This window comes from Mesorhizobium sp. M7A.F.Ca.US.007.01.2.1, assembly GCF_003998165.1.
GTDB classification, from domain to species: domain Bacteria; phylum Pseudomonadota; class Alphaproteobacteria; order Rhizobiales; family Rhizobiaceae; genus Mesorhizobium; species Mesorhizobium ciceri.
In genome coordinates this window covers 1-13,136 of record NZ_RZQP01000179.1, presented here as the reverse complement: position 1 = coordinate 13,136, position 13,136 = coordinate 1, and the positions used below count along the sequence as shown (strand labels likewise).

The following is a 13,136-nucleotide window of genomic DNA, read 5'->3' as shown; positions in this document are numbered from 1 at the left end:
TTCCTGTGCAGGCAGGCCGACATAAGACGACACGGTGGAGGCGCCGCGCATGACGTTGATGGCGTTGACATAGAATTCGCCCGAGATGCGCGCCGTCGCCTTGTCGCCGGCGAAGGTGAACATGCCGACGCCGGGCATCAGGTAGACGACGGCATTGGGATCGCGGATGGCGGGCGAGTCCGGATGCTTGCAGCTGTCGTAATAGGCCTGGTAGCCAACGCGATATTCGGCGATGTCGTCGGCAAGACGCGCGATGACGGCATCGACATCGGGTTTTGCCGGATCGAACTCGATGACCAGCGGGCGGATCTTGGTGCGCAGGAAATGGTCAGGGCACGACGTGCCAAGTGCCGCCAGCGGGCGCAGATCCCTGGAGTTGACGAATTCGAGCACAGCAGTGGAATCGTCGAAATGGCCTGTTTTGTGGCTCCTTTCCGAGATCAGGCCGCGAATCCTCGGCATCAGTTTGGCCGCGATGGCACGGCGCTCAGTGGCGTCGAGCGACTTGGCCGCTTCACCGCCGAAGATAGCGACACCCTCGGAGCGGCGCTCGAACCATTCGATCGCCTGGTTGATCACTGAGATCGTCGTCTCGTAGCATTCCCTGGGGGTGTCGCCCCAGGTGAACAGGCCGTGGCTTTCCAGGATGACGCCCTTGGCGGCTGGGTGTTCGAGGCAGAATTTCTCCAGCCACAGGCCAAGTTCGAAGCCAGGGCGCTTCCACGGCAGCCAGCCGATGGCCTCGCCGAAGATTTCTTTCGTCAGCGCCTTCGAATCCTTCGCCGCGGCAATGGCGATGATGGCATCGGGATGCATGTGGTCGACAAAGGGCTTCGGCACGTAGGCATGCAGCGGCGTGTCGATCGAAGCCGCACGCGGATTGAGGTTGAAGGTGCAGTGCGGCAGGAAGCCGACCATCTCGTCTTCGTGCTCGACGCCGCGATAGAGGCCTTTGAGCGCGCGCAGCTTGTCCATGTAGAGCGTGGCAAAGCCGTCCAGCTTGATCGAGGCGCTGTCGCCGCCCGATCCCTTGACCCACAGCACTTCGACATCCTCGCCGGTGAGCGGGTCTTTCTGCCAGATCTTCGACGACGTGTTGCCGCCGCCATAGTTGGTGACCCGCTTGTCGGAACCAAGTGTGTTCGAACGGTAGACCAGAAGTTCCGGCCCGCTCATGGCGTGAGCCTTGGCCTCGTCCCACAGATTGGCGAGGCGCGCGCCGGTGCGCTTGTCGAGCATAAGAAATCCTCCCGAAGGCACGCAAAAGGCGCGGCCATTTGGCCCCGAATTTCCACGGAAGCGGTCGGCTTGTCAATCACAAACGATCAATATCGATCATATTGCACTGCACAATGAAATTATATGATCGGAAATGATTGACACTGCGCGTTTTGGGTGCCTAGATGCCCGGGCAGGGAGGAACCATGCACGAAAAAGAGCGCCACAGGATCATTCTGTCCGCCGTCCAGGAAAAGCCTGTGGTGACGGTGCAGGAGATGGTCGACCTGACGGAGTCCTCCGAGGCGACGATCCGGCGCGATATCGCGGCTCTCCACGTCCAGAAGCGCCTGCGCCGCGTGCGCGGCGGCGCCGAGGCAATCTCGCCGCCGCAGTTCATCGGGCTGGCCGGCCGGCCCTTTTCCGTCAACGAAACCATCAACGCCTCGCAGAAGCGGGCGATTGCGCGTGAAGCGGTCGAGCTGTGCAACGACGGCGAACCGATCATCATCAATGGCGGCACCACCACCTTCCAGATGGTGCATTTCCTGACCGGCCGCCGCATGCCGATCTTCACCAATTCGTTCCCCATCGCCGAGCACCTGCTCAAGCACTCCAAGAATACGGTGATGCTGTCGGGCGGCACCATTTATCGCGAGCAGAACATCATCCTGTCGCCCTTCGACAACGACGTGACGCGCAATTTCTATGCGCGCCGCATGTTCATGGGTGCGCAGGGTCTGGGGCCGCTCGGCCTGATGGAGGGCGATCCGCTCTTGATCCAGGCGGAGCAGAAACTGATCGACCAGGCCGACGAGTTGGTGGTGCTGGTCGATTCCTCGAAATTCCGCAAACGCTCCAGCCTCATCCTGTGCGGCCTGTCGCGCATCGCCACCGTCATCACCGATGACGGCATCGAGGATCGTGAAGCCAAGATGCTGGAGACCGCCGGCGTGACGCTGATCGTCGCCCGCACATCCGCAACCAACAAGGAAGAATCTTCACTGCAGGCCTGAGGCCAACTCGCGCTCGCAGCGGCGATGGAATGCAACGCTCAAGGGAGGAAATTCGATGAGCTTCTTGAAGAAATTGATGGTGACGGCTGCATTCTCAGCCGCCATGTTCGTGAATGCCGCCTATGCCGAAAACGTCAAGATCGCGCTGGTGGTGAAGTCGCTCGGCAACGGCTTCTTCGATGCCGCCAACAAGGGCGCCGAAGAGGCGGCCAAGGAACTCGGCGATGTCGACATCATCTACACCGGCCCGACCAAGGCGACCGCCGAAGCGCAGATCGAAGTGGTCAATTCGCTGATCGCGCAGAAGGTCAACGCCATCGCCATTTCGGCCAATGACGCCGACGCTCTGGTGCCGGTGCTGAAGAAGGCCATGGAACGCGGCATCACCGTCATCTCGTGGGATTCGGGCGTCGCCAAGGAAGGTCGCCAGCTTCACCTCAACCCGTCCGACACCGGCCTGATCGGCGAGACCATCATCAAGCTCGCCGCCGACCACCTGCCGGAAGGCGGCGAGGTCGCCATCCTGTCGGCCTCCTCGACCGCGACCAACCAGAACGCCTGGATCGACGCGGCCAAGAAGATCCTGCCGGAGAAGTTCCCCAAGATCAAACTCGTCGCCACCGTCTACGGCGATGACGATTCGGCCAAGAGCACCGACGAAGCCAAGGGCCTGTTGAAGTCCTATCCGAACCTGAAGGCGATCATCGCGCCGACCACCGTCGGCGTCGTTGCCGCCGCCCAGGTCGTCACCGACGAGAACCTGATCGGCAAGGTCAATGTCACTGGTCTCGCACTGCCGTCCGAGTTCAAGAAGTTCATCGACAACGGTTCCAGCCAGGCGGTTGCCCTGTGGAACCCGATCGACCTCGGCTACTCGGCCGTCTACCTCGCCCATGATCTGGCGGTGAAGAAGGAAGAGGCCAAGCCCGGCGCCACGCTGTCGATCGGCCGCGTCGGCAAGGTCACGCTCGACGACACCAACTCGGCTGCAATGGCTCCGCCCTTCCAGTTCGACAAGTCGAACATCGAAAAGTTTTCCAAGATCTATTGATCTGGAGTTCTCTAGAGCTGACGCGGCGGGGCTCACGTCCCGCCGCGGCTTTAAACGAACCTTGTTTCAGGGCTTGATACGACTATGGACACGACAGCCCAACACGGCGCGGTGAAGGAGCGGCCTCCGGCCCCGGCTCCACGCCTGACGCTGTCCGGCATCTCCAAGAGCTTTCCCGGCGTGCGCGCGTTGCACAATGTCAGCCTGTCGCTCTATCCGGGCCAGGTGACAGCGCTGATCGGCGAGAACGGCGCCGGCAAGTCGACGCTGGTCAAGATCATGACCGGCATCTACCAGCCCGACGGGGGCACGATCAGCATAGACGGCCACGCCGTCACCCTGCCCAGCGCGCATGCCGCCTTCGGCCATGGCGTCACCGCCATCCACCAGGAAACCGTGCTGTTCGACGATCTGAGCGTCGCCGAAAACATCTTTCTCGGCCACGCGCCACGCACGCGTTTCGGCACCATCGACTGGCGCACGATGCGCAAGAATGCGCGCGAAGTGCTGGACACCATGCATGCCGGCCATATCGACGCCGACGCGCGGCTGAAGGACCTCGGCATCGCCAACAAGCATCTGGTCGCGGTTGCGCGTGCCATGTCGATCGACGCGCAGATCGTCATCATGGACGAGCCGACCGCCGCGCTTTCCATGAAGGAGATCGAGGAGCTCTTTTTGCTGATCGAATTCCTCAAGAGCGATGGCAAGGCGATCCTGTTCATCAGCCACAAGTTCGACGAGATCTACCGTATCGCCGACCGCTACACGGTGTTCCGCGATGGCGAGATGGTCGGCGAAGGCCTGATCAAGGATGCCGGCCAGAGCCAGATCGTGCGCCTGATGGTCGGCCGCGCGGTCGATCACATCTTCCCGCAGCGCAAGGCCGAGATCGGCGCACCGGTGCTCTCCGTTTCCGGCCTGTCGCATCCGACCGAATTCAACGATATCGGCTTCGAACTGCACAAGGGCGAGATCCTCGGCTTTTACGGCCTTGTCGGCGCCGGCCGCAGCGAGGTGATGCAGGCGATATCGGGCATCACCCGCACCTCAGCCGGCACGATCACGCTGGAAGGCAAGACGATCGCGCCGAAATCGGCTGCGGATTCGATCGATGCCGGCATCGTCTACGTACCGGAAGAACGCGGCAAGCAAGGCGTGGTGATCGGCCTGCCGATCTTCCAGAACGTCTCGCTGCCTTCGCTCAAGCGCACGTCGAAATCCGGCCTGCTGCGGCTGTCGGAGGAGTTCGATCTGGCCCGCTCCTACACCGAGCGACTCGACCTCAGGGCCTCTTCGCTCAGCCAGGATGTCGGCACGCTGTCGGGCGGCAACCAGCAGAAGATCGTCATCGCCAAATGGCTGGCGACGTCGCCCAAGGTGATCATCCTGGACGAGCCGACCAAGGGCATCGACATCGGCTCGAAGGCCGCCGTGCACGGCTTCATGGCCGAGTTGGTGGCGCAAGGCCTGTCGGTGATCATGGTGTCGTCCGAGCTGCCCGAAATCCTCGGCATGTCCGACCGTGTCGTGGTCATGCGCGAGGGGCTAGTCGCGGCGGTCTACGACAACAAGGGGCTGGACGCCGAGACGCTGGTTCGGACGGCAGCGGGGATCGCGGCATGAAGGCTTTCCTCAAATACCGCGAAATCTGGCTGGCTGCTGCCATCATCGTCTTGATCGGGCTGATCTCGACGCGTTTTCCGGCCTTCGCCGATCCGGCCAATCTGCGTCAGGTGTTCAACGACACCTCGATCCTGATGATCCTGGCGCTTGGCCAGATGGTGGTCATCCTGACCCGGTCGATCGACCTGTCGATGGCGTCCAACCTCTGCTTCACCGGCATGGTGGTGGCGATGCTGAACGCCGCGCATCCGGCGATCCCGATCCCGCTGCTGATCGTCATTGCGCTGGTCGTCGGCCTGGTGCTCGGCGCCATCAACGGCCTTTTGGTCTGGCGGCTGAACATCCCCTCGATCGTAGTGACTTTGGGCACGCTGACCATCTATCGCGGCGCCACCTTCGTCCTGTCCGGCGGTGCCTGGGTCAATGCCGACAAGATGAGCCCGGAGTTCATCGGCTTCCAGCGCGCGGCCTTCCTCGGCATTCCGGTGCTGTCGTGGATCGCCATCCTAGTCATTGCGCTGTTCTTCGTTGTGATGACACGCACCGCGCTCGGCCGCTCGATCTACGCAATCGGCGTCAACCCGACGGCGTCGGTCTATGCCGGCATCGATGTCGGCCGGACGAAATTCATCGTCTTCTGCATCTCCGGCATGATTGGCGGCCTGTCGGGCTATCTCTGGATCTCGCGCTACGTGATCGCCTCGGTCGAGGTCGCCAATGGCTATGAGCTCAACATCATCGCCGCCTGCGTCATCGGCGGCATCTCGATCGCCGGCGGCATCGGCTCGGTCGGCGGCGCGGTATTAGGGGCGCTGTTCCTCGGCATCATCTCCAACGCGCTGCCGGTCATCAACATCTCACCCTTCTGGCAGATGGCGATTTCGGGCAGCGCAATCATTCTGGCCGTCGTGCTCAATGCGCGCGGCGAGCGCCAGCAAGGCCGCATCATCCTCAGAAAGGTGGAGGCGTGACCGACATCCCTGCCCCGCGCCACATTCCCGACCGGCTCGACAAGCCGCTGCGTTCGGCGATCTTTTCCTGGGAAGCGCTGCTGGTCGTGGTGGCCGTCGCCATCTTCGCCATCAACAGCTTCGCCTCGCCCTATTTCCTCGACCCGTATTCGTTGTCCGATCTGACCTTCAATTTCACCGAGAAGGGCCTGATCGCCTTCGCCATGGCGCTGCTGATCATCTCGGGCGAGATCGATCTGTCGGTGGCCGCCATCATTGCGCTGGCGTCGACCATGATGGGCATGGCGGTGCAGGCCGGCGCCGGCACGCCAGTGCTGGTGGCAATCGGCATCGTTGTCGGGCTTGGCTGCGGCGCCTTCAACGGTCTGCTGGTGACAAGGCTCGGCCTGCCCTCGATCGTCGTCACCATCGGCACGATGAGCCTGTTTCGCGGCATCGCCTTCATCATCCTCGGCGACCAGGCCTACAAAGGCTATCCCTCAAGCTTCGCCTTCTTCGGCCAGGGCTATGTCTGGTGGGTGGTGTCGTTCGAGCTGGTGCTGTTCCTGATCGCGGCTGTCGTCTACTGGTTCCTCTTGCACCGCACGAGTTTCGGCCGACGCGTCTTCGCCATCGGCAACAATCCGGTCGCTGCGCAATTTTCCGGCGTGCGCGTCGGCCGCACCAAGTTCATCCTGTTTTGCCTGACCGGGCTGATGTCGGGCATCGCCTCGGTGCTGATCACCTCGCGCCTCGGTTCGACGCGGCCCTCGATCGCGCAGGGTTATGAACTCGAAGTCATCACCATGGTGGTGCTCGGCGGCGTCAGTATCCTCGGTGGCGCCGGCAGCATTCTGGGCGTCGTGCTCGCCGCCTTCATCATGGGGCTGGTGACCTTCGGGCTCGGCCTGCTCAACGTGCCGGGCATCGTCATGTCGATCTTCATCGGCCTGCTGCTGATCATCGTCATCGCCTTGCCGATCGTCTGGCGGCGGCTGCGCGGAGGGCGTTGATGGCCGAGAAATACGCGTTCAAGATGAAGCTGAAGCCCGGCATGAAGGCAGAGTACAATAAGCGTCATGACGAGATCTGGCCGTCGCTGGTCGCGCTGCTGAAGCAGGCCGGCGTCTCCGATTATTCCATCCATCTCGACGAGGAGACCAATATCCTGTTCGGTGTGCTGTGGCGGCAAGACGACCACCGCATGGACGAATTGCCCGGACATTCGGTGATGCAGCGCTGGTGGGCCCACATGGCCGACATCATGGAGACCAGGCCGGACAACGAGCCGGTGGCCGTGAAGCTGGAAACAATGTTCCACATGGCATGAGTGCGATGCGCCACATCGCCGTCATCGACATCGGCAAGACCAACGCCAAGGTGGCGCTGGTCGACCTCGCTGCGTTGAGCGAGGTGGCGCTGCGCCGCATGGCGAATGCGCCGGTGCGGCAGGCGCCTTACCCACATCACGATGTCGAGGCACTGTGGGCATTCATCCTCGAAAGCCTTGCCGGCCTCAACCGCGAACAGCGCATCGACGCCATTTCGATCACCACCCATGGCGCGACGGGCGTGCTGGTCGACGCGGCGGGTGAACTGGTGCTGCCGGTGCTCGACTATGAGTTCGACGGCCCCGACGGGATGGCCGAGGATTACGACGCGATCCGCCCGCCTTTTGCCGAGACCGGCACGCCGCGCCTGCCGCTCGGCCTCAATCTCGGAGCACAATTCTTCTGGCAGCAGAAGAGCTTCCCGGCGGAATTCGCCAGGGCCGCGGCGCTGCTGATGTACCCGCAATACTGGGCCTTGCGCCTGACCGGCATCGCCGCCAACGAGGTCACCTCGCTCGGCTGCCACACCGACCTGTGGAACCCGTGGACAGCGGATTTTTCATCCCTGGTCGAGAGGCTGGAGTGGCGAAGCCTGATGGCGCCGGTGCGGCCGGCCAGCGATCGCCTCGGCCCGATCCTGCCCACCGTTGCTGTGCGAACCGGACTGGATCCGCACACGCCGGTGTTCTGCGGCCTGCATGATTCCAACGCCTCGCTGCTGCCGCATCTTCTCTCCGACAAACCGCCTTTCTCCGTCGTCTCGACCGGCACCTGGGTGGTATCGATGGCGGTCGGCGGCAAACAGATTGCGCTGGATGCCGCGCGCGACACGCTGGTCAATGTCAACGCGCTCGGTGATCCCGTTCCCTCGGCGCGCTTCATGGGCGGCCGCGAGTTTTCGGTGCTGACAAAGGATCAGCCGGAGCAGTGGACCGAGGATGATGTCGGCGCTGTGCTGGCGCGAAAGACGCTGCTGCTGCCGTCGACCCAGCAAGGCTCGGGGCCGTTCCCGCACCATGCCGCGGCATGGCTCAACGCCGACGGCATCAACAAAGGCCAGCGCTTTGCCGCCATCTCATTCTATCTGGCCCTGATGACGGCGACCTGCCTCGACTTGATCGGTGCCGACGGCCCGACCACGGTCGAAGGCCCCTTTGCCCGCAACCGGCTCTTTGTCGGCATGCTGGCGGCAGCCACGGCGCGCGCCGTGGTTGCGTCCGAGGCCGCCACCGGCACCAGCATCGGCGCGGCGCTGCTGGCATGCGATCGGCCGGCGACGCACGGCAAGGGCGAAAGAATAGAACGGCCTATAGACCCAGCCTGGGTCGACTACGTCAGCGCATGGCGGGCGGCAGTGGAAGTGCAGGGCTGATCAGAGAATCCGTTTGCCGAAGGCAGACATGACGAAGTTGACCGCGTCGGTGCCGATCCGCGGCTCCAGATCCGCCGTCAGGCCCGAAACATCCATCGACAGCAAGCCGCCGGAGAGCGCGATCGCCTCCATCGCCTGATGCGTCTCGCGCACGGTCAGCCCACCGGAGCCCGCCGCCCAGCCGGCGAATTCGGTCACTGTAGGCGAGTAGCTGACATGAAAGCCTTGCGTGCCTGATGTGGCGATACGGATCGCTTCATGCATCAGGTCGCGCATGCCCATGGCGTCGATATCGGTCATGGTGAAGGCCGACACGCGTGAGTCCTTCAGCACGCGCGCTTCGGCCGGATCGGCGTGGCGCAGGCCGATGATGACGACATTTTCGGGAGACAGTTGCGGCTGCAGGGCGCCCGCCTTGTGGTCGAGGCCAAGCGAGCGCGCCAGGACCGAGCCTTCCGGCAGGTCGATGCCGTCCTCGTCCTCAGGCATCAAGGCGGCGATGGAATCGATCCAGATCAGGCCGCAGGAATGCGTGGCTCGCGCCGTTGCGGTCAGAGCCTTATGCGCGACGCGACGGTCGGTGCCGGCGGCCAGCCGGATCAGCCCCGATGGCGGCCGCTCGACATCGGCCAATTCGACGACGTCGAAATTCATCGCCTCCAGCCGCGCCCCCGTGCCCTCCCGGGCCAGGATCCCGGCGGCCCCCGGTTCGGCGGAGATCGACACCATCTTGCGGCCGGAAAAATCCTCGACGTCGTGCATCGGGGCCTTCTCGACATATTCCGAGGTCATTGCCAAAAGCATGGCGCCATAGCTCATGCGGAAGGCGACGCGGTCGCCGACGGCCAGCGGCGGGTCGGCATCGGCGACGTCCAAAAGCAGATGGTCGCTGGAGGCGCCCAGCACCCGGATCCCCCTGGCGATCGGCGTCAGCCCCTCGACCAGCACGTCCTCGCGGCCGATATTGGCGATGGCGCGCAGCCTGTCGCCCTCGTCGGGGAAGACCGGCTGGTTGCCGAAGGCGTCGTAGCCCGATTGGCCGATCGGCCGTGACGGCTTGAGCTTGACCTCGATGATGTCGCTGGTCAGCCGGCAGGCATCGGGCTCGAGCTCGGCCCATGGCACATCGCGGAAGGTTTCGACGCCACCTTGCAGGATCGCCTCGCCGACGCGCAGATTGTTGATGCCGGCCGGAAGTCTGCCTTCGAGCAGCAGCGGCAGCGACGACGATGCGCCGCCGGAAATCACGTCGAGGCTTTTGCCGGACAGGCGCTCGGTCTTGTAGGCATGGGCGACGAGCTGCCCAAGGTTTTCCGGCGTCGGCATGATGGCGCCGAAGCAGCCGAGATTGGTGCCGATACCGGCGATGCGCACGCCCTTGAACTGCAGGATCTGCTCAACCGTGGGGATCAGGTCGTTCGGCCAGATGCCTTCGCGGAGATCGCCGAGATCGATCATCAGCATGATGTCGTGGACGCGGCCCATGCGCTCGGCGATGCGCGAAATTTCGCGGATGGTGGCGAGTTCCGATTGCAGGCTGATGTCGACGGTGCGCACCACCTCCTCGACCCGCGCCATCGGCGGGCTGCGCAGCAGCATGATCGGTGCGTTGATGCCGCTGTCGCGCAGCCGGCGGATGTTCTCGAAACGCGATTCGGCGATGCCGGCGACGCCGCCGCGCAGCATGGCGCGTGCCACTTGCGGCATGCCGCAAGTGCCCTTGGTGACGCCGAACACTTTTATGCCCGAGAGCGCGCAGCGCTCGACGATGGTGCGCGCGTTGCGCTCGATGCGGCCAAGGTCGATGGCGACTTGCGGTCCCGACATCACTAGCCCCCGTAGACCAGCCCCTGCGGGTCGATCTCCGGCCTGCGGCCGGAAACGAGGTCGGCAAGGAATTTCCCCGAGCCGCAGGCCATGGTCCAGCCGACATGGCCGTGGCCGGTGTCGAGATAGAGATTCTTGTAGCGCGCCTGGCCGATGACCGGCACCGAGTTCGGCATCATCGGGCGCAGGCCCGCCCAGAACACAGCCTTCTTCTCGTCGAAGGCACCCGGGAAAAGATCTTTGCCGGTGCTGATGATCGTCTTGAAATCGGCGGGCTTGAAAGTGCGGTCGAAGCCGGTGAATTCGGCCGTCGAGGACATCCGCAAGCGGTTGCCCAGCCTGGAATAGCCGATCAGCCGGTCCTCGTCGGCGCCGCCCATGGTCGGTCCCCTGCTTTCGTCCTCCAGGGGAATCGTCGCGGTATAGCCTTTTACCGGATAGACAGGCAGGTCGATGCCGTAACGGCGCCCGAGCAGGCCGCTTTCCGGCCCCATCGAGATGACAACCGCATCGCCGGCGACCGGGCCGGCCGAAGTCATCACCGCGCGCACCCGGTCGCCCTCGATGTCGAGGCCTTCGACTGTCGTGCCGAACAGGAATTTGACGCCGAGCTTCTCGGCCGCATAGGCGGCCAGCCTGTCGACAAACTGCTTGGAATCTCCGGTCTGGTCGGTTGGCGAATAGACGCCGCCGGCAATCTTGTCCTTGACGCCGGCAAGGCCCGGTTCCAGCTCGACCAGCCGGTCGCGGCCGACGATTTCGATCGGCAGGCCGTGCCTGGCAAGATAACGGTAATTGTCGGTGCCGGTGTCGAGGCTCTTTTGCGAGCGGAAGAAATAGAGAGTGCCCTTCTTGCGCTCGTCGTAATGGATGCCGGTCGCTTCCGAAAGCGCATTGATGCAGTCGCGCGAATAGAGCGCGAGCCTGAGCTTGATGTCGGTGTTGGCGCGCAGGCGCGCCACCGTGCACTGGCGCAGGAAACGCAGGCTCCAGGCGAGGAAATAGGGATCAAGGCGCAGCCTGACCTTGATGCCGAGATCATGGTTGTAGAGCCCGCGCAGGAAGGTCTTCAAAGCCGCCGGCGAGGCCCAGGCGGTGGCGTCACCCGGTGACACCAGGCCGGCATTGGACTGGCTGGTGCCTTGTGCCGCCGCCGGATGGCGCTCGATCACCGTCACCTCATGGCCGTCGCTGGCCAGATAATAGGCGGCCGCCGTACCGACGACACCGGCCCCGAGCACCGTTATTTTCATGCCATTCCCCCAAGATCTCCTCGCGGCGCCGCGCCTCCGCGCCTTGCCGCGAACGCCTTCAATAGCGCTTCGCTGCCCGGCTTGCGAGCCCTTGGGAGAACCCGGCTCAGCCGCGCGCGGAGTTCTTGCCGGTCAGGATGCGCTCCCAGGCGAGCGCGTCGGCGACGATCTGGTCGAGATCGTCGCGTTGCGGGGTCCAGCCGAGCTCGGCGCGGGCGAGATCCGAATTGGCAACCACCGCCGCGGCGTCGCCAGGGCGGCGATCACCCATCTTCACCTCGAAATCATGGCCAAAGGCGCGGCGCACGCTGTCGATGACCTCCAGCACCGAATAGCCATGGCTGTAGCCGCAATTGGCGACGAGGCTCTGTCCCCCGGCGCGCAGCCGCTGCAAAGCCAGGCGATGCGCCGCCGCCAGGTCGCTGACATGGATGTAGTCGCGCATGCAGGTGCCGTCCGGCGTCGGATAATCGGTGCCGAACACCTGCATGAACGGCCGCTTGCCGAGTGCCGTCTCGCATGCGACCTTGATCAGATGGGTTGCGCCCGGTGTCGACTGGCCGGTGCGGCCCTTCGGGTCGGCGCCGGCGACGTTGAAGTAGCGCAGCGCGGTATAGCGCAGGCCATGCGCGATCGACGCGTCGCGCAGCATCCACTCACTCATCAGCTTGGACAGGCCATAGGGCGATTCCGGCGCCAGGCGGGCGTCCTCGCGCACCGGCTCCAGCCCGGCGCCGCCATAGACGGCGGCGGTCGAGGAAAAGATGAAATTGGGCACGCCTTCGCGCACCGCGGTTTCGATCAGCGTGCGCGTCTTCGAGGTGTTGTTCTCATAATAGCTGAGCGGGTCGGCGACCGATTCCGGAACCACGATCGAGCCGGCGAAATGAATGATCGCGTCGACCTTGTTCTCCCTGATGACCGCGCCGACCAATTCCTTGTCGGCGACATCGCCGACGACCAGCTTGGCCTCCGGCGCCACCGCCCATTCGAAACCGGTGGAAAGACGGTCGAGAACGACCACGCTTTCGCCGGCATCCAGCAGCTCCCAGACCATATGGCTGCCGATGTAACCGGCGCCGCCTGTCACCAAAACTGTCATCCGCGTCCTCGCTTATCCAAGATTTATCGGAAACTGTCTCAACCCCGCTCTACTGGAAAGCCCGCCGCATGGCCATTGGAACCCCTGGTAACCGGCATTGCCGGCCAGTGGCATTGTCCTGAAACAAAGTTCATCCACATCAAGGGAATAGGCCACGATCCGCGGTCGTTAGGAACAGGTCCGGGGCGTGGCATTTTGACCAAAAAGGCCAGGTGGACGACCAACAGGCCAATGATTATGATCCCGCGCAAAAATTGGGAAGGCGACATGAACTATCAGCGGTTTTTCGAGGAAGCGATCGACCAGCTCCATGCCGAGCGTCGCTACCGCGTTTTCGCCGACCTCGAGCGGATCGCGGGCAAGTTCCCGCGCGCCATCTGGCGTTCCAAT

Annotated in this window: 11 protein-coding genes; 7 read left to right on the top strand and 4 right to left on the bottom strand. The window is 63.7% G+C overall.

Annotation, left to right across the window (positions count from 1 at the left end):
- A partial coding sequence (locus EN949_RS25625) for a bifunctional rhamnulose-1-phosphate aldolase/short-chain dehydrogenase (RefSeq protein WP_127371814.1) occupies window positions 1-1,239 on the bottom strand: 1,239 nt, incomplete at its 3' end.
- Window positions 1,240-1,424: 185 nt separating this feature from the next.
- On the opposite strand from EN949_RS25625, the gene EN949_RS25620 reads away from it, so the two are divergent.
- The 7 genes from EN949_RS25620 (at window position 1,425) to EN949_RS25590 (ending at window position 8,564) form a co-directional block, all read left to right on the top strand.
- Window positions 1,425-2,234: a DeoR/GlpR family DNA-binding transcription regulator gene (locus EN949_RS25620; protein ID WP_013533598.1), complete on the top strand. Its 810-nt coding sequence runs from the start codon at window positions 1,425-1,427 to the stop codon at window positions 2,232-2,234.
- A 55-nt stretch (window positions 2,235-2,289) separates the two neighbouring features.
- Window positions 2,290-3,285, top strand: coding sequence for a rhamnose ABC transporter substrate-binding protein (gene rhaS, locus EN949_RS25615; RefSeq protein WP_013533599.1), 996 nt, complete (start codon window positions 2,290-2,292; stop codon window positions 3,283-3,285).
- Between the two features lie 84 nt (window positions 3,286-3,369).
- Window positions 3,370-4,911, top strand: a complete 1,542-nt coding sequence (locus tag EN949_RS25610) for a sugar ABC transporter ATP-binding protein (RefSeq protein WP_127365809.1) — start codon at window positions 3,370-3,372, stop codon at window positions 4,909-4,911.
- Window positions 4,908-5,882: an ABC transporter permease gene (locus tag EN949_RS25605; protein WP_013533601.1), complete on the top strand. Its 975-nt coding sequence runs from the start codon at window positions 4,908-4,910 to the stop codon at window positions 5,880-5,882. The genes EN949_RS25610 and EN949_RS25605 overlap by 4 nt, the downstream gene beginning before the upstream one ends.
- A complete protein-coding gene (locus EN949_RS25600) occupies window positions 5,879-6,874 on the top strand; it encodes an ABC transporter permease (RefSeq protein ID WP_024503129.1) in 996 nt (331 codons plus the stop codon). The genes EN949_RS25605 and EN949_RS25600 overlap by 4 nt, the downstream gene beginning before the upstream one ends.
- A complete protein-coding gene (gene rhaM, locus EN949_RS25595) occupies window positions 6,874-7,191 on the top strand; it encodes an L-rhamnose mutarotase (RefSeq protein ID WP_127365810.1) in 318 nt (105 codons plus the stop codon). Before EN949_RS25600 ends, rhaM begins: the two co-directional genes overlap by 1 nt.
- The gene (locus EN949_RS25590) at window positions 7,188-8,564 is read left to right on the top strand and encodes an FGGY-family carbohydrate kinase (protein ID WP_127365811.1); all 1,377 of its coding nucleotides are present in this window, start codon (window positions 7,188-7,190) and stop codon (window positions 8,562-8,564) included. The genes rhaM and EN949_RS25590 overlap by 4 nt, the downstream gene beginning before the upstream one ends.
- Here the strand turns inward: EN949_RS25590 and EN949_RS25585 are convergent, their stop codons facing one another.
- From EN949_RS25585 to galE, 3 genes are all read right to left on the bottom strand, one after another.
- Window positions 8,565-10,391 carry an alanine racemase gene (locus EN949_RS25585; RefSeq protein WP_127365812.1) on the bottom strand — a complete coding sequence of 609 codons (1,827 nt, stop codon included), beginning with the start codon at window positions 10,389-10,391 and terminating at the stop codon, window positions 8,565-8,567.
- A gap of 2 nt (window positions 10,392-10,393) precedes the next feature.
- Window positions 10,394-11,644 carry a D-amino acid dehydrogenase gene (locus EN949_RS25580; protein ID WP_127365813.1) on the bottom strand — a complete coding sequence of 417 codons (1,251 nt, stop codon included), beginning with the start codon at window positions 11,642-11,644 and terminating at the stop codon, window positions 10,394-10,396.
- A gap of 106 nt (window positions 11,645-11,750) precedes the next feature.
- Window positions 11,751-12,746 carry a UDP-glucose 4-epimerase GalE gene (gene galE / locus EN949_RS25575; RefSeq protein ID WP_064995687.1) on the bottom strand — a complete coding sequence of 332 codons (996 nt, stop codon included), beginning with the start codon at window positions 12,744-12,746 and terminating at the stop codon, window positions 11,751-11,753.
- Window positions 12,747-13,136: the final 390 nt, after the last annotated feature.

What these genes read in the sequence shown, in the direction of transcription:
- EN949_RS25620 (WP_013533598.1), top strand. Translation starts at nt 1,425, where the DNA reads ATGCACGAAAAAGAGCGCCACAGGATCATTCTGTCCGCCGTCCAGGAA.
- rhaS (WP_013533599.1), top strand. Translation starts at nt 2,290, where the DNA reads ATGAGCTTCTTGAAGAAATTGATGGTGACGGCTGCATTCTCAGCCGCC.
- EN949_RS25610 (WP_127365809.1), top strand. Translation starts at nt 3,370, where the DNA reads ATGGACACGACAGCCCAACACGGCGCGGTGAAGGAGCGGCCTCCGGCC.
- EN949_RS25605 (WP_013533601.1), top strand. Translation starts at nt 4,908, where the DNA reads ATGAAGGCTTTCCTCAAATACCGCGAAATCTGGCTGGCTGCTGCCATC.
- rhaM (WP_127365810.1), top strand. Translation starts at nt 6,874, where the DNA reads ATGGCCGAGAAATACGCGTTCAAGATGAAGCTGAAGCCCGGCATGAAG.
- EN949_RS25590 (WP_127365811.1), top strand. Translation starts at nt 7,188, where the DNA reads ATGAGTGCGATGCGCCACATCGCCGTCATCGACATCGGCAAGACCAAC.
- EN949_RS25585 (WP_127365812.1), bottom strand. Translation starts at nt 10,391, where the DNA reads ATGTCGGGACCGCAAGTCGCCATCGACCTTGGCCGCATCGAGCGCAAC.
- EN949_RS25580 (WP_127365813.1), bottom strand. Translation starts at nt 11,644, where the DNA reads ATGAAAATAACGGTGCTCGGGGCCGGTGTCGTCGGTACGGCGGCCGCC.
- galE (WP_064995687.1), bottom strand. Translation starts at nt 12,746, where the DNA reads ATGACAGTTTTGGTGACAGGCGGCGCCGGTTACATCGGCAGCCATATG.